Consider the following 16,001-nt stretch of genomic DNA (forward strand, 5'->3'; position numbering starts at 1 on the left):
GACGGGGCGGTGTTTATAACACCGACTAAAACATTGATTATAAAATCAAGCGCATATGATGCCTCCTAAGCCCCCTTTTGATGTTCCTTTTCGCATCGTCGCCATCGTTCCTGCGGCGGGTATTGGCGCGCGCGCGCTCAGTGCTGATCAAGTACAAACACCCAAACAATATCGCCTGTTGGCTGGGCAAGCGATGCTTAGACACTCGGTTCAAGCTCTGTTGGCGGACCCAAGGATTCAAGAAGTCCGGGTTGCCGTAGCGCCCGGCGACAATGAAGCTCAGACTGTCTTGGCTGGCTTACCAAGAACACAATGTTCGCCTTGTGGCGGCACCACGCGCGCGCAAACCGTTTTAAATGCGTTAAACGAGGCTCAGTTGGCTACTGAGGACTGGGTCTTGGTGCATGACGCTGCGCGCCCAGGTTTGCCTCTAGAGGCCTTGGCGCGCCTGATTGATGCCTGCCTGGCGGACGGTGTCGGTGGATTGCTGGCGATGCCGGCGGCCGACACTCTCAAAATGGCACAGCCACAAACGGCACAGGTTGCCCGTACAGTGCCTCGCGAAGGGCTCTGGCAGGCCCAAACGCCGCAGATGTTTCGCGCGGGTTTGTTGCTCCAAGCCCTCACACGGGCAATGAACACGCCTTTGGAAGCGCAGGCTCCAACAGATGAAGCTCAGGCCATGGAGGCAATGGGCTATGCACCGATTTTGGTGCGGGGATCAGGTCGAAACAGTAAAATCACCTGGCCCGAAGACTTTAAATGGGTGGAGTCGTGGCTATGAGTGATTTTGCCTTGCGGATTGGTCAGGGTTTTGATGTGCACGCGCTGGTCGAGGGGCGCCCCTTGATTCTGGGTGGTGTGACGATTGCGCACACCCATGGTTTGCTGGGGCACTCCGACGCGGATGCTTTATTGCATGCGATGACAGATGCCCTGCTCGGTGCGGCTGGGCTCGGCGATATCGGACGCTTGTTTCCTGATACAGATCCTCAATTTAAAGGCGCCGATAGCCGTGTGTTGTTGCGCGAAGCCTATCGTCGCGTAAAGGCCTCTGGGTGGCAGTTGGTCAATCTGGATGCAACGATTCACGCGCAGGCGCCAAAAATCGGACCCCATTGCGCAGCCATGGTCGCCAATATCGCAAGCGATTTAGGTGTTTCACCCACCGAGGTCAATATCAAAGCAAAAACCAACGAAGGTCTTGGACACCTGGGCCGTCAAGAAGGTATTGCGGCGAACGCTGTAGTTTTATTGCGCAAGCACTCACCATCGTAACTAACCATCGCTATACGCGGTAAAAATTTCAACTTGAGCGGTCAGGCCTCCTCCCGTTCTTGCGTAAAAGCTGAGTTCGCCCTCCATGTGTTGCAATAGGCGATCAACAATCGCAAGTCCTAATCCTGTGCCAGAGGCGCCCGTGCGCGCCATATTGCCTCTCCAAAACGGCTTGCGCACACGTGCGATGTCGCGAACGGAAATGCCTGGTCCTCGATCCGAGATTTTGATTTTGAAGGAATGACTACTTCCTTCGAGGGCGACAACGAGCTCAGGGGGCTCGTCATCCTTATGTCCATAACGTCGTGCGTTTTCGATCAGGTTCGTCAAAATACGTCTTAAGTCCGTGGCGGAAACGCGCGCTCGGATGCCCGCTTGGATAGTGGTCTTGAGCGTGCCGCCAACATGCTTGGTGAGGCAACGCTCTCGGTCAGTGAGCTCGGTCAGCAGAGTCGAAATATTGGTGGTGCGAGGTGACTCAAGATTTGCGGGGCGTGCATAGTCCATCAGTTGAGCCAGCGAATGATCAATTTGAGCCAAATCCTGATCAATGGCGATCTTGCCCGCTTCGTTCATGGCGCTTAATTCGACCTCCAAGCGCATACGGGTCAAGGGTGTGCGCAGGTCATGGGAGATGCCGGCCAACATTAATGCCCGGTCGGCGTTGGTTTGGTGGAGTTCGCGCGCCATTCTATTGAAGCTGCTGTTAAGTGTACGCAGTTCGCGTGCCCCGGTTTCGGGCAAAGCAGGTGGAGAGACCCCTTTTGAGAGAAGCTGTACCGAACGCGCTAGGCGCGAGAGTGGACGATTGATATAGGACACGCCAATGGCCGCGCCGAGGAGAGACAACAAGAGCGCCGCCGCACCCCAGCTCAGCCACTCAATGCCGCCTGTCAGTCTGATTTCGTGGCGCTCAAAAGAAAGCCAGTATTTTTCATTATCGAGACGAAAGCTGACCCAAAACCCAGGAACATCATTGACGGACCAAGCAAGCATTGTTTCTTCGCCAAGTTGTGCACGCACGAGCTTGGCGACGCGCTGCCAATATCTGCCTGGAGGGAGCGGTTCGATGACATCTAGACCCCTGCGCGCGGCAACGTCCAGCCCTTCGCGAAGAGACAAGGTCCGCAAGAGCGTGAGACGATCCGCTTCTGGCGTGTAAGCAAGCGTTGAGAGCGTCAGGGTGACCGAGGTTGCGATGCGCTGGCTCATCTGCGCCGCGCGCGGTCCCATTTCAAGACTAAAAAATATCAGTACCCAGGCGCCTAAACTGGCAAGCATCAGCGTTGAAAGCAGTAAAAAACTGCGTGTAAAAAGATCGACTTGCGAGAGCGTATGCGTGAACCACGCACAGCCTTGTCGTATGGCAACAGTCCAATGTTTCAAGGATTGCACAAGCAACTGACGAAGCTGTTGCCTGAAGGCGCTAATTTCGCCCATCCGGCACAAAGACATAGCCCATACCCCAGACAGTCTGGATAAAGGTAGGCTTTGCCGGGTTGATTTCAATGAGTTTGCGCAGACGTGATATTTGGACGTCCAGACTTCGATCAAAGGCTTCGTATTCACGGCCGCGGGCGAGCTCCATGAGCTTGTCGCGAGAGAGTGGAATCTTGGGGTGGCGCGCAAAGACTTTTAAAACAGAAAACTCCCCCGTTGTGATGGGAACAATCTGGTGATCGCGCGATAGGCAACGCGTCGCCAAGTTGAGCGAATACGGGCCGAAGCTGATCGTTTCATTGTCTTGCCCGGGTGCGCCTGGGTGCTCGTCGCTGGTGCGACGGCGTAGGACCGCGTTGATGCGCGCGAGAAGTTCGCGAGGATTGAACGGTTTAGACAAATAGTCGTCGGCCCCCATTTCGAGCCCAATGATCCGGTCGATCTCTTCGGCTCTAGCTGTGAGCATGATGATTGGGGTTTTATCCAGAGTGGCGCGCAAGCGACGGCATACGGACAGACCGTCCTCGCCCGGTAACATCAGGTCTAGAACGAGTAAATCAACGTACTCGCGCTGCCAGATTTTGTTCATCTCTCTGGCGTCTTCGGCTGTGAGCACATGAAAGCCTTGCTCAGTGAGATATCTGCGCAACAAGTCTCTTAGTCTAGGGTCATCGTCAACAACAAGAATTTTTCGTATGCAATGGGTATTTAAAGTATTCATAGGCAAAAATGTAACCGTGGTCGCGGTTGGACGGGCAGGAATCTCACAAGGTTTTACAAAGGCTGACAGATGGTTAATATCATGTAACAAAGTGTTTCAATAAGAGGGCTTCACCGACGCACGCCCGAGGTTCATTACAATCCCCTCATGACACGAATTCTGGCATTTGAAACTTCAACCTCGACCGGTACCGTTGCGTTACTGTCGGAGCAAGGCTCAACCCTCTCGGTGACCCAGCGCACGATCGAGGGAACAACGGGGCATGCCTCAGCGATACTCCCGCTGGCGTACTCTATTTTAGCCGAGCACAATCTCACACAAAAAGATGTGACTGCCGTTGCGTTTGGCCAAGGCCCCGGAGCGTTTACCGGTGTGCGCGTCGCCTGTGGTGTGGCACAAGGCATCGCGCTGGCGCTCGATATTCCTTTGCTTCAGGTGGGTGCGTTGCCGGCTGTTGCCGCGCAGGCTTTACCCCGACATCCAGAAGCGCTGCTGTATGTGGCGCTCGATGCGCGGATGGACGAGGTTTATTTTGGTGTGTACGTGCGCTCAGTGACAGATGAGCTCATCGCGATTCAACCCCCCGTTTTGTTAGCGGGCGCGGACGTTCTATTGTTTATTTCCCAGCGTCAGCAATTTTGGCAAGAGCGTGTTCCCGATTTTCGGTCTGTGACGCTTGTCGGGGAGGGGTGGTCGGTGGTTGAGTCGTGTTTAACGGCTTGCAGCTGGCCTGCAGCTTGGGTCTTGGATAATCTGCAGGCACGACCCGAGGCCCAGGCCGTTGCCAGGCTCGCTTTGCAAGCTCTAAAAGCTGGTTTAACGCTATCACCTGAGCAAGCGAGCCCTCTTTATTTGCGTGATAAGGTTGCTTTTACAAGCTTGGAGCGCGCCCGCGGAGAGGGGGGTAATCCACGCGCCAAGGCCCCAGGCTCAGCGGCGCTGCTGCCCATGTTGCGGTCGGACTTGCGTGAGGTCGTCGCGTTGGAGGCTGCTGTTCAGTCTTTTCCCTGGACCTTTAAAAACTTTGAGGATGCGCTTCAAGCAGGTTATGAAGCTTGGGTGCTTCGCACCGAGAAAGGGCTGCAGGGTTTTTCCGTGACGATGGTGGCGCCCGATGTTGCGCATTTATTGGTGATCGCCGTGGCAAAGGACGTGCAACGGCGCGGTGTTGGCAGGCAGTTGCTTGCACATGTCACGCATTTGGCGCGTGCTGCGGGTACCGAAGGCATTGTCTTGGAAGTTCGACCGTCCAACCAAGCGGCACAGGACTTTTATCATGTTGAGGGTTTTGTACAGATTGGTCTCAGGCGGGATTATTATCCTGCAGGAAAGGGTCAGCGAGAAGACGCCCTGATTCTTAAAAAGAGTTTTGACAGTTTATGACCGTATCCCAGCCAAGCGCACCCCAATATTCAGCCTTGCAGCTCGCGTGGTTGCAAGAGCTCGGCATCGAAAAGCCTTGGTTGCCCCACGAGCAGCCCGCGCCGAAAAAAATCAATGTGCAGAGCACGGTCGCGGCGGTTGTTCCTCAACCGAAACGTCTTGTGAAGGCTACGCCTTCTCGTATCGTCGCCCCCGCGATAAGACCTGTTTTAGAGACTCAGGTTGATACGCTTGCCATGGCTGCCGCGGCGCATGACTTAGCGTCTTTGGCGGCAACGGTCCGTGCCTGCGAAGCATGCGGGCTGTGCCGTGAACGCCAACAGGCGGTTCCTGGTGAGGGCATCATGTCGCCCGCCATCATGGTAATCGGAGAGGCACCGGGAGTTTTCGAAGACCGTGAGGGGAGACCTTTTGTGGATCGCCCTGGACTGATGCTTGATAACATGCTTTCGGCGATTCAAAGCAGTCGGACGCATCAAGTGTTCGTCAGCAATATCGTCAAGTGTCGTCCGCCCGGAAATCGCAATCCCAAGGCCGCCGAGCTCGAGGCATGCAAGCCATTTTTATTGCGGCAGATTGAGCTTGTCCGCCCTTTTAGTATTTTGGCTGTCGGTCGGGCGGCGCAGTCATTGCTAGAGTCGGAGGAGCCTCTTGCAAATCTGCGCCAAGTGACACATGGGTTGATGGTGGCTGGGCAAAAAATCCCTTTGATCGCCACCTATCATCCCTTTCACCTGTTGAGCCACCCCGGGGACAAGGCTGCGGCCTGGCAGGACTTGCAGCTTCTCAAGACCGTTTCAGGTCTGTGACCTGAGGTTTCCAAGCGACTCGATAGCATTAAAGTGTCACAGCGCTTTACCGTGCCCTTCTTGGCCAATTTCATCAAGCAGATGCGGGTTTTTGTTGAGATTGCTGCGGTTCCACCGCAGCATGACCACCATGAGCGAAGCCACGAGCCCACCAAAAATCCAGATAATCACATTGATCGACAAATCGGTCCACAACAACAGGGTGTAGACGGCCACCATCACCAAGATATTGAGTTGTTCGTTGAAATTTTGGACCGCAATCGAGTGTCCCGCCGACAACAGCACATGGCCGCGATGTTGTAGCAGTGCATTCATCGGCACGACAAATAGACCCGAGGTCAGGCCAATCAGAATCAGCAGCACATAGGCCACCCAGGGTAACTGTGTGCCCATGACGTTGATACTCATTGAGCTGTTGACAAAGGGCATCAGCATGACGATAAAGCCCATCGCGATACCCAAGGGCAGCACTTTTAACGCTTTTGGCAGGGGAATTCTTCCAGCAAGAATAGATCCCGCGATCGTTCCGAGCGCGGTAATGCCCATCAAAATAGAGGCTTGGTCCAAACGGTAGCCGAGGTGGTTTTTACCCCACTCGATCACGATCAGCTGCAATGTCGCGCCGGCACCCCAAAAAAGTGTCGTGACACCAAGAGAAATTTGACCAAGTTTGTCTTGCCACAGAATACGAACGTAACCAGCGAAGGTTTTGACCAGTTTGAATGGATTTTTGTTTTGCTTTGGATAAACGACATTCGTGCTCGGAATCATCAAATTGCAGAGCGCTGCAGCGATATAAACAAAAGCGATCATCAAAATGGCGGCTTCGGCTGGTGTGTCCACCAAGTTGCTCACCCAATCATGGCTCAGCAGCCAGGCAGATACGGTGGGCGATACCAAGACGCCCCCCACCACGGTACCCATAATGATGGACAAAATGGTCAAGCCCTCGATCCAGCTATTTCCTTTGACCAGCTGCAGAGGGTGAAGCATCTCTGTGACAATGCCGTATTTAGCGGGTGAGTAGGCGGCCGCGCCGATGCCGACTAGCGCATAGGCGGCGCAAATCAGTGCGACCTGGCCTTCTTCTGACAATCCGAACATGGCATAAGAAAACATGAGTAAACAGCCGCTGACTTTGATGGCGTTAGTGAAAAACATCACCCGGCCCTTTGGGAACGAGTCTGCAAAAGCGCCTACGAAGGCTGCTAGCAAGACATAAGAGGCGGCAAACCACCATTTCATCATCGGTGCCATCCAGTCTGGGCCGTGAAGCTCCATAATCAGTGCGATTGCAGCGATAAACAATGCATTATCCGCCAGCGAGGACAGAGCCTGCGCAGCCATGACGGTAAAAAAGCCTCGATTCAAGATGATTTCCCGAAAAAATGAACGCACGCCACAATGCGGCATTCCGCATAATAAAAGAATGAGGGATTCCCCGCAGTTTTACCCATTTAAAGTGTGTCCAAGACAGCATGTGGAAGGTGTCATCAGGCTGATTTTCGCTCAGGCTGCGTTATGATCTCAGGGATACCATTCGAGATAGTGCTTATATATTGTGCGTCTGACCCAGATCAAACTAGCCGGATTTAAATCCTTCGTCGATCCGACCGTGATTCCGACCCCAAGTCAGCTCGTGGGGGTCGTGGGACCGAATGGCTGCGGTAAATCCAACATTATCGATGCCGTGCGCTGGGTGATGGGCGAAAGTCGAGCGTCCGAACTGCGTGGCGAGTCCATGCAAGACGTGATTTTTAGTGGTTCTGGGCAGCGCAAGCCCTCGGCGCGTGCTTCGGTCGAGCTGGTGTTCGACAACAGTGATGGTCGCGCGATCGGTCAGTGGGCGACCTACGCTGAGATTGCGGTCCGTCGTGTGTTGACCCGTGATGGCACGAGCAGCTATTTCATTAATAACCAGCAAGTCCGCCGTCGCGACGTTAACGATATTTTTCTAGGTACAGGTTTAGGCGCGCGCGGTTACGCCATTATTGGTCAGGGCATGATCAATCGCTTGATCGAAGCAAAGCCCGAAGAACTTCGTGTTTACCTCGAAGAAGCTGCAGGTGTTTCGCGCTACAAAGAGCGACGCCGTGAAACGGAAAACAGGTTGTCCGATACACGCGAAAACCTCGTGCGCGTGGACGATATCATGCGCGAACTTACCTCTCAACTTGAAAAGCTTGAGTCTCAAGCCGAAGTGGCGCGCGAGTATCGCGCCTTGCAAGCCGAGGGCGAGGGCAAGCAACATGCGCTGTGGTTCCTCAAGGAAGCCGCCGCCCACGAAGAACGTGCCCGTACGCAACAAGATATCGAAAGGGCACAGACTGAGCTTGAGGCTTCGATGGCTCGTTTGCGCGCCAGCGAGGCCGCGCTTGAGGCGCGCCGTCAGGCGCATTACGCAGCGGGTGATGCGGTGCACGCCGCTCAAGGCTTGCTTTACGAGTCCAATGCCAAAGTCAGTAGCCTCGAGGCAGAAATTCGTCATGTCGTTGAGTCGCGCAATCGTGTGCATACGCGACGCGCGCAATTACAAGTCCAGATGACCGAGTGGGATTCGCAAAAAGAACACTGTGTTTTGCAAATTCAAGAGGGTGAAGAAGAATTGATGACGAGTGCCGCGCGTTCCGAACAGGCGCGCGAGTTGGCGCTGGCCGCACAAGAGGGGTTGCCCGATATCGAGGCGCGTGTGCGCCAGGCTGCGACCCGGCGCGAGGAAATGCGCGCGACACTGGCGCGCGTGGAGCAGAGCCTGGCCTTGGTGGCGCAGACGCAGCGGGATTCGGATCGTCAATTACAGACGCTTGAATTGCGTGGTGAACGACTTAATCAAGAATTGAAAGGTGTAGAAACCCCCGATGTTGAAGCGCTTGAGCGACTAACTGGCGACAAACTTGTCTCCGAAGAGTCACTCGAGGAGGCACAGGGCGCACTCGCCGAGCTCGAAGACAAATTACCTGAGGCTGATGCGCGGCGCACGAAAGCCCAACAACAAGCGCAAGTCGAGGCGGAGTCGCTCGCCCGGTTAGACGCGCGTCTGACAGCGTTGGTGCGCTTGCAAGAGGACGTGCAGAAAAAAGGCACACTCGAGCCGTGGCTCGCCAAGCACGAGTTAACGTCGTTGGCGCGTCTCTGGCAAAAGCTGCATGTCGAACCAGGTTGGGAAACCGCACTGGAGGCGGTGCTCAATGAGCGCATGACAGGCCTTGAGGTGCGTAACCTAGATTGGGTGCGCGCGTTTGCAAGTGATGCCCCGCCCGCGCGTTTAGCGTTTTATCAGTTGCCCTCCGCTGCGCCAGTGGCTCCCGCGCCTGCTGGACTGAATCCCTTGGTCTCAGTACTGCGCATCGCCGATCCTGAGTTGCGTACTTTGCTGCAAGGTTGGTTGGGTAATGTCTATATCGCAAAAGATGTCACCGAGGCGCTCGCAGCCCGCTCGACCTTGCCCGCTGGCACCATGTTGGTCGTGCAAGGTGGTCACTTGATCGATGCGAACAGTGTCCGCTTTTACGCACCAGACTCAGAGCAGGCAGGTTTGCTGGCGCGTCAGCAGGAAATCGAAAACCTCCAACGCGAAATCAAAGCACATCAACTTATCGCGGATCATTCGCGTTCCGCAGTCGCGCAGGCGGAGTCAGCTTGGCAGCAGATCTCGCAGGCGTTGCCTCCTGCGCGTCAACGTGTCGCAGAAATCACAAGACGCTTGCATGATTTGCAACTCGAACATACGCGCTTGCAACAGCAAGTCGAGCAAACTCGCGAGCGTTCTGGACGTCTTGAGCAAGATATCGCCGAGGTTATTTCTCAACAAGAGGAACTCACCGCGGCCAAACTCGAAGCAGAAACCCGCTTTGAAGAATTAGACGCCGAGCTCGGAGTTCAGCAGGAGGCCTATTCCGAAGCGGAAATGGCGGGCGAAGCGCTCTCCGAAGAAGCCGAAACGGCGCGCAATCGTTTGCGTGATCAGGAGCGTGGCGCTCAAGAGGCGGAGTTTGCCGAGCGTGGTATTCGTGCCCGCATTGCCGAGTTACAACGTAACTTGCAACTTGCGACTGAGCAAGCAACGCGTGCACAGCAGGAGTTGTTATCGCTCGAGTCGGAGCTCTCGACCTTAGATGCTGCCGCTGCCGAAGCAGGGTTGCAAGAGGCGCTTGAATTCCGAGCCGAGCGTGAGGAAACGCTGGGTCGCGCGCGGATCGAAATGGATACCTTGGCTGCGCAACTGCGCGAGGCCGACGAAGAACGCATGACCATCGAACGCTCGTTAGAGCCTCATCGTGAACGCATCATGCAACTCCAGTTGCAGGAGCAGGCTGCGCGGTTAGCGACAGAGCAGTTCGCTGAACAGCTCAATGAGCGACAAGTCGATCGTGCTGCAGTGCAAGCGTCCCTGACAGAACAGCCCGAAGAGTGGCAGCGTCCCGCGTGGTTACAGTCCGAAGTTCAGCGCATCACCAAAAAGATCGAGAGTCTGGGCTCCGTGAACTTGGCCGCGCTTGATGAATTGACGGCATCGCGTGAACGTAAGAATTATCTTGATGCACAGTATTTAGACTTGCAGACCGCGATCGATACGCTGGAGGATGCGATTCGTAAGATCGATCGCGAAACCCGCGACTTATTGCAAACCACGTTTAATGAGGTCAATGGTCATTTTGGCGAGTTGTTCCCCAAGTTATTTGGGGGCGGTGAAGCGCGTTTGATCATGACAGGCGATGAGATTTTGGATGCGGGTGTTCAGGTGATGGCCCAGCCCCCCGGCAAGCGCAATACCTCGATTCATTTACTGTCCGGCGGAGAAAAGGCTTTAACAGCAACCGCATTGGTCTTTGCGCTGTTTAAGCTCAATCCTGCTCCGTTTTGTTTGCTTGACGAGGTGGATGCGCCGCTCGATGATGCGAATACTGAGCGTTATACCAATCTCGTGAGTAGTATGGCCGACCACACACAGTTTTTGTTTATCTCGCATAACAAGATCGCCATGCAAATGGCACGTCAGTTGGTTGGCGTGACGATGCAAGAGCAAGGCGTGTCGCGTATTGTGGCCGTTGATATCGAATCCGCATTACAGCTTGCTGCCGATGCTGCGTGATCATTGAGACAATACATGAGTGAATTGCAGATCTACCTGATTGTCATCGGAGCAGCCATCATTGTGCTGCTGTTGGGCTTTAACTGGTTTCAGGATCTACGCGTCAGACGCCGGATGCAGGCGCAAATGCCTGTGATCGAACAAGATCCTTTGCTAGGTGATACCTTGGCCTCCGGGGGGACTAGGCGCGAGCCTGGGCTAGGCGGTATAAGCGTCTCCAGTGACATGGGTGGTGTTTCTGCGTTGAACGATACGCAGGATCATCCTGAGGCAGCCTTGGATCAACTGGGTCCGGACCCTTCGACTGAGGTCGTGATTGAACTCACCTTTCAAGGGCCGATGTTGGGTGAAGATCTCGTGCCTCTCCTGCAACCATTGCGCTCTGCGGGTCGTAAAGCAGTTCGTATTTTTGCTCAGGATATCGAGGGCCAACTTGATGCGCGTTTGCGTCTGGATGGCCAGTATGTGTCGGTACACTTAGCGGTTTTGCTTGCCAACCGTAGCGGTCCTTTGACTGCAATTGAATGGTCACAAATTTGGAATCGCGCGCAGGGTTTAGCCGATCAATTGGAGTCCGGCATCGAAGGGCCAGATCAACAGTACGTGCTTGAAGCAGCCTCGCGTTTGGACGATGCCTGCGCCGCTTTGGATACTCAAGTAGGTCTGACGCTACTTTTGGGTAGTATGCGCCCGGTTTCTGAAGTCACGATGGCCGCTAAGACCATGGGTTTTGTGCCTGTTGACGGTGTGCTCGCCTGGCTGGGCGATTACGGTTTAGTGTGTTTTAGTTTGTCGCGTGCCGATGCTGAGTCTATCGATGCAGGGATGGCCAGTGTGGATCGTTTGACCATGCTCCTGGATGTGCCCTGCAGTCCTGTCGATACGAGAGCATTTGGAAAAATGGCCGAAGTTGGTTTCGAGTTAGCCCGTCGAATTGGTGGGGAGTTGGTCGATGATCAACTGCGACCACTTCAACCAGGTGCGGATGTAGCCATCGATGAAAAACTAAAGACTTTGTATTCGCAACTTGAAATAGCGGGCTTTGCTGCAGGCAGCCCTCGTGCAAGACGCGTCTTTGCTTGAAGTGGGCGCGTGAGCATGGATTCGCAGGACTTGATCGTCAAACGTTTGACTTCGCTGCGCGGTGAGATCGAAAGACACAACCAAGCCTACTATGTGCACGATGCACCGGTAGTGAGTGACGCGCAATACGATACTTTGATGCGCGAGCTTGAGTCGCTCGAAGCAACACATCCCCACCTCGTCACGATAGATTCGCCGACACAGCGTGTGGGGGCATCCCCCTTGGGGGCTTTTGGTAGCGTGACGCACACCGTTCCTATGCTGTCCTTGGGCAATGCCTTCGAGGATTCGGACGTGCGTGCGTTTGATAAGCGCGTCGCCGACATGTTGCGTGCAGCAGGCAAACTTTCTACGGCCGAAGAAGTTTCTTATTTTTGTGAATTAAAACTTGATGGTCTGGCCATCAGTTTGCGCTATGAGCGCGGCTTACTGGTGCAGGCGGCAACGCGTGGTGACGGACAGACCGGTGAGGATGTCACCATGAATGTTCGCACCATCAAGGCTATTCCTCTCAAGCTCAACGGGTCCGAACAAGAAATCCCTGAGATTCTTGAAGTGCGTGGCGAGGTCTTTATGAATCTCGCAGACTTTGAGCGTCTAAACGTTGCGCAAGAGTCTCGCAGTGAGAAAATCTTTGTCAATCCTCGTAACGCTGCAGCAGGGAGCTTGCGTCAACTGGATTCACGCGTCACAGCGCAGCGACCCCTAAGTTTTTTTGCTTATGGTTGGGGTGATTTGGGCGGTTTTCAGTTGCCTCGCCATAGTGCAATGCTGGATTGGTTGCAGCAACTAGGGTTGCCCATCAATGAGAAACAGCATGTGCTGGCGCAGGGTGCCGAGCAGTTGCTGCAGTTCTATGCCGAGGTTGGAGCGCGTCGTGCGCAGCTTCCCTATGATATAGACGGTGTCGTGTACAAAGTCGATGATTTAAGCGCTCAGCGTGTATTGGGTTTTGTTGCCCGTGCACCGCGTTTTGCGATTGCGCACAAATTCCCCGCTCAAGAAGCTACAACCACATTATTGGACATCGAGGTCCAAGTGGGTCGCACAGGTGCCATCACGCCTGTTGCGCGTCTATCTCCCGTTTTTGTCGGCGGCGTGACGGTGACCAATGCGACCTTGCACAACGAGACTGAAATCCTGCGCAAAGATGTACGCGTTGGCGATACGGTGATTGTGCGTCGCGCAGGCGATGTTATCCCCGAAGTGGTAGGTCCGGTCTTGGCTCAACGCCCTATTTTCGCGATGTCTTTTGTCATGCCAAGCGCATGTCCCGTCTGTGGTTCGGCCATTGAGCGGGTCGAAGACGAGGCCATCGCGCGTTGTACGGGCGGATTATTTTGCGCTGCGCAGCGTAAACAGAGTTTGATCCATGCCGCAGGCCGCAAGGCCTTGGATATCGAAGGGCTAGGGGAGAAGTTAGTTGAGCAACTGGTGGACCGCGGACGTATTCATTCTTTGGCTGAGCTCTACACCCTTGGCGTGGGTGAGCTCGCCGAATATGACCGCATGGGTCTCAAGTCCGCAGAAAACCTGATTGAAGCGATTGCTCAGGCTAAGCGACCACAGCTCAATCGCTTAATTTTTGCGCTGGGTATTCGTCATGTAGGAGAGACAACCGCGCGCGATTTAGCGCTGCATTTCACTTCGATCGAGTCACTGATGCACGCGTCTCTGGATGCGCTTTTAACTGTCCCGGAGGTGGGGCCTGTGGTGGCAGGCTCAATCGCTCGTTTTTTTGCCGAGCCGCATAATCAGGAAGTGGTCAGGGCCTTGCGCGAGCAGGGTGTAGAGCCTCAGGCACCTGAGGCGCCGCGCAGCGCAGGGTTGGCGGGTAAGACTTTCGTTCTGACTGGCACATTGCCGACGTGGTCGCGCGAAGAAGCCTCAAGCCGGATTGTCGCAGCGGGTGGGAAAGTGAGCGGATCAGTTTCACGTAAAACGACGTATGTCGTGGCGGGCGAAGAAGCGGGAAGCAAGCTAGAAAAAGCAACGGAGCTTGGCGTCGCTGTTTTAAATGAAGAAGGCCTCAAAGCGTTGCTTGAGGCCTCGGAGTAAAGCGGATATTTCACCGTCGCTGATTGTCTTCGACTACCGTAGCCGAAGACAAATCAACAGGATTTATCACTGGATCTTTGCTTCGTTGCGTAATTTTGCCTGGTAAGCGGCAAGTGCTTGTTCACGCATCATTTGGTCAAGTTCTTTGCGCACTTGATCCAGAGGTGGGAACGCGACAGGGCGAATATCCATGACTTCGATCACGTGCCAGCCAAACTGAGACTGAACGGGCTTGTCTGCTAACTGACCTTTTTTAGTGGCAGCCACGGCTTTGCCAAAGGGCTCAACATAGTTTGTGTCAGGCGCCCAACCGAGCTCTCCACCTTTGGCAGCACTGCCAGTGTCTTTGGATTGTTTAGCGAGATCTTCGAATTTGGCTGATTTTTTCTTGAGACTGTCCTGAATCTCGTTGGCCGTCTTTTCGTCCTCAACCAAGATGTGGCGAACGTTGTATTCAAACTTGTCGGCCTCAGCCTTTTTCAGCTTGTCGTATTCAGCTTGAATCGCTGCCTCAGTGATGGGATTCTTTTTCAGATAGTCAGCCATCAGGGCTTGAACCAAAATGCCTTGGCGAGCCAACTCGAGTTCGGTCGCGACGGCGGGGTCCTTGGGGATACCTGCTGCATCAGCGGCCTGAACCATCACCTGACGATTGATCAGTTCTTGCTTGATCTGATCGCGCATTTCTGCAGAGTCCGTCGCACCGCGAGCAACTAAGAGCTTTACAAACTGATCGACGTTCGCCTGAGTAATTGCTTTGCCATTCACGGTGGCAACGTTTTGAGCATGAAGAGGTGCAACCAACACAAGTGCGGCGGCGAGCATAACGATACGTTTCATGAATTTCCTTTAGAGGGCGCCCGAGTGGTCAGCGCAAGCGCATGGATCGGGTGTGGGATTAAATCGCGCAAAAGATCATACACCAGCCGATGTTGCGCAATCATCGGTCGGTTATTAAAACATTGCGCCACAATCGTGGCACGAAAATGACTGGCATTGCCTGGGTTGCCGGAATGTCCGGTATGAAGGTGGGATTCATCGACGATGTCGAGTTCTATGGCGTTGAGCGGTGCAAGACGCTCGCGCAACAAGCTTAAATGCGGATTAGTCGTGACGCTCATGGCTTGTTGTCCTTGGTGTCTGTTTTAGGCAGCACATCTAACGCCTCGTCCTGCTGCATATGCTTACCAAGCCAGATGGACTGTGCGATGACAAAAACAATCAGCAAGGCCATCAGACCGAAGACCTTGAAGTTGACCCATTGGCTCTCGGTGAAGAGTCCGGAAAAGGCAACAAAGAGATTTAACCCGCCTGCAATCATGAAAAATAGTGCCCAGCTCAGGTTCAGTTTGTTCCAGGCAAGGTCCGGCATAGAAACCTTTGTGCCCAGTAATTTTTGCATCAAATTTTTACCTAGCAGATATTTGCTGACCAGCAAAACAACACCAAACAACCAATACAGTACAGTGGGTTTCCACTTGATAAAGGCTTCGTTTTGTAGCCAAAGCGTCGCACCGCCAAAAAAGACGATGACGGCGAAGTTGATCCAGTGCATCGTTTCAATGGGTTTGCGCGTGAGTTTGATCCAGAGGATCTGTAGGACAGCGGCAGCAATGGCTACAGCGGTCGCAACATAAATATCTGCGAATCGGTAGGCGACAAAAAACAGAATGAGTGGAAAAAGATCAAAGAGGAATTTTTTCATGGCTTAACAGGTTCGAACGTCAGCGACAGGGAATTGATGCAATAGCGCAGTCCTGTAGGCGCAGGGCCATCGGGAAAAACATGTCCGAGGTGACTATCACAGACATTGCACATGACTTCGGTACGCACCATACCATGCGACATGTCGGTTTCTTCTTTGACGTTTTTCGGATCGAGGGGTTCAAAATAGCTAGGCCAGCCACAACCCGCGTCAAACTTCGTGTCGGAGGCAAATAACGCCGTACCGCAACCTACGCAGCGATAAATGCCATATTCGCGATGATCCCAATACTGACCCGTAAAGGCGCGTTCTGTTCCTTTTTGGCGGGCAACGTAATATTGTTCAGATGAAAGTTGGGCTTTCCATTCAGCTTCGGTTTTATTGATTTTTGACATATTCACTTGGAGTGACAGATTTAGAAAAAGTTCTCAT

At 54.0% G+C, this 16,001-nt stretch carries 14 protein-coding genes; 7 read left to right on the forward strand and 7 right to left on the reverse strand.

The window, feature by feature from the left end; genetic code table 11:
- Positions 1 to 58: 58 nt before the first annotated feature.
- A complete protein-coding gene (ispD, locus tag AC8GE9_RS16710; protein ID WP_506678300.1) occupies positions 59 to 784 on the forward strand; it encodes a 2-C-methyl-D-erythritol 4-phosphate cytidylyltransferase in 726 nt (241 codons plus the stop codon).
- Complete coding sequence (ispF, locus tag AC8GE9_RS16715; protein ID WP_506678301.1) at positions 781 to 1,278, forward strand: 2-C-methyl-D-erythritol 2,4-cyclodiphosphate synthase; 498 nt, start codon at positions 781 to 783, stop codon at positions 1,276 to 1,278. Before ispD ends, ispF begins: the two co-directional genes overlap by 4 nt.
- On the opposite strand, the gene AC8GE9_RS16720 is transcribed toward ispF, so the two are convergent.
- On the reverse strand, positions 1,279 to 2,718 hold the full coding sequence (locus tag AC8GE9_RS16720) for an ATP-binding protein (protein ID WP_506678302.1): 1,440 nt from the start codon (positions 2,716 to 2,718) through the stop codon (positions 1,279 to 1,281).
- Positions 2,705 to 3,439, reverse strand: a complete 735-nt coding sequence (gene ompR / locus AC8GE9_RS16725) for an osmolarity response regulator transcription factor OmpR (RefSeq protein ID WP_506678303.1) — start codon at positions 3,437 to 3,439, stop codon at positions 2,705 to 2,707. Before ompR ends, AC8GE9_RS16720 begins: the two co-directional genes overlap by 14 nt.
- Positions 3,440 to 3,586: 147 nt before the next feature.
- Here ompR and tsaB point away from each other — a divergent pair, with 147 nt between their 5' ends.
- Positions 3,587 to 4,822, forward strand: a complete 1,236-nt coding sequence (gene tsaB, locus AC8GE9_RS16730) for a tRNA (adenosine(37)-N6)-threonylcarbamoyltransferase complex dimerization subunit type 1 TsaB (RefSeq protein WP_506678304.1) — start codon at positions 3,587 to 3,589, stop codon at positions 4,820 to 4,822.
- Positions 4,819 to 5,631 (forward strand): uracil-DNA glycosylase, encoded by an 813-nt coding sequence (locus tag AC8GE9_RS16735; RefSeq protein ID WP_506678305.1) that lies wholly within the window; start codon positions 4,819 to 4,821, stop codon positions 5,629 to 5,631. Before tsaB ends, AC8GE9_RS16735 begins: the two co-directional genes overlap by 4 nt.
- A gap of 36 nt (positions 5,632 to 5,667) precedes the next feature.
- Here AC8GE9_RS16735 and lplT read toward each other — a convergent pair whose 3' ends face one another.
- Complete coding sequence (lplT, locus tag AC8GE9_RS16740) at positions 5,668 to 7,002, reverse strand: lysophospholipid transporter LplT (RefSeq protein WP_506678306.1); 1,335 nt, start codon at positions 7,000 to 7,002, stop codon at positions 5,668 to 5,670.
- A gap of 190 nt (positions 7,003 to 7,192) precedes the next feature.
- On the opposite strand from lplT, the gene smc reads away from it, so the two are divergent.
- Genes smc through ligA form a run of 3 tightly spaced genes read left to right on the forward strand, consistent with a single transcriptional unit; the run spans position 7,193 to position 13,864 of the window.
- Entirely contained in the window at positions 7,193 to 10,723 is a 3,531-nt protein-coding gene (smc, locus tag AC8GE9_RS16745) for a chromosome segregation protein SMC (protein ID WP_506678307.1), read from the forward strand.
- A gap of 15 nt (positions 10,724 to 10,738) precedes the next feature.
- Entirely contained in the window at positions 10,739 to 11,806 is a 1,068-nt protein-coding gene (locus tag AC8GE9_RS16750) for a cell division protein ZipA C-terminal FtsZ-binding domain-containing protein (protein WP_506678308.1), read from the forward strand.
- A gap of 15 nt (positions 11,807 to 11,821) precedes the next feature.
- A complete protein-coding gene (gene ligA, locus AC8GE9_RS16755; RefSeq protein WP_506678309.1) occupies positions 11,822 to 13,864 on the forward strand; it encodes an NAD-dependent DNA ligase LigA in 2,043 nt (680 codons plus the stop codon).
- Between the two features lie 66 nt (positions 13,865 to 13,930).
- On the opposite strand, the gene AC8GE9_RS16760 is transcribed toward ligA, so the two are convergent.
- From AC8GE9_RS16760 to msrB, 4 genes are read right to left on the reverse strand one after another with little or no spacing between them, the layout of a single operon-like run.
- Positions 13,931 to 14,704, reverse strand: coding sequence for a peptidylprolyl isomerase (locus tag AC8GE9_RS16760; protein WP_506678310.1), 774 nt, complete (start codon positions 14,702 to 14,704; stop codon positions 13,931 to 13,933).
- Positions 14,701 to 14,985 carry a BolA family protein gene (locus tag AC8GE9_RS16765; protein WP_506678311.1) on the reverse strand — a complete coding sequence of 95 codons (285 nt, stop codon included), beginning with the start codon at positions 14,983 to 14,985 and terminating at the stop codon, positions 14,701 to 14,703. Before AC8GE9_RS16765 ends, AC8GE9_RS16760 begins: the two co-directional genes overlap by 4 nt.
- A complete protein-coding gene (locus AC8GE9_RS16770) occupies positions 14,982 to 15,569 on the reverse strand; it encodes a septation protein A (RefSeq protein WP_506678312.1) in 588 nt (195 codons plus the stop codon). The genes AC8GE9_RS16765 and AC8GE9_RS16770 overlap by 4 nt, the downstream gene beginning before the upstream one ends.
- Entirely contained in the window at positions 15,566 to 15,964 is a 399-nt protein-coding gene (gene msrB / locus AC8GE9_RS16775; RefSeq protein WP_506678313.1) for a peptide-methionine (R)-S-oxide reductase MsrB, read from the reverse strand. The genes AC8GE9_RS16770 and msrB overlap by 4 nt, the downstream gene beginning before the upstream one ends.
- Positions 15,965 to 16,001: the final 37 nt, after the last annotated feature.

Origin of the sequence: Zwartia lucis (assembly GCF_965234455.1) — a bacterium.
GTDB lineage: Bacteria > Pseudomonadota > Gammaproteobacteria > Burkholderiales > Burkholderiaceae_B > Zwartia > Zwartia lucis.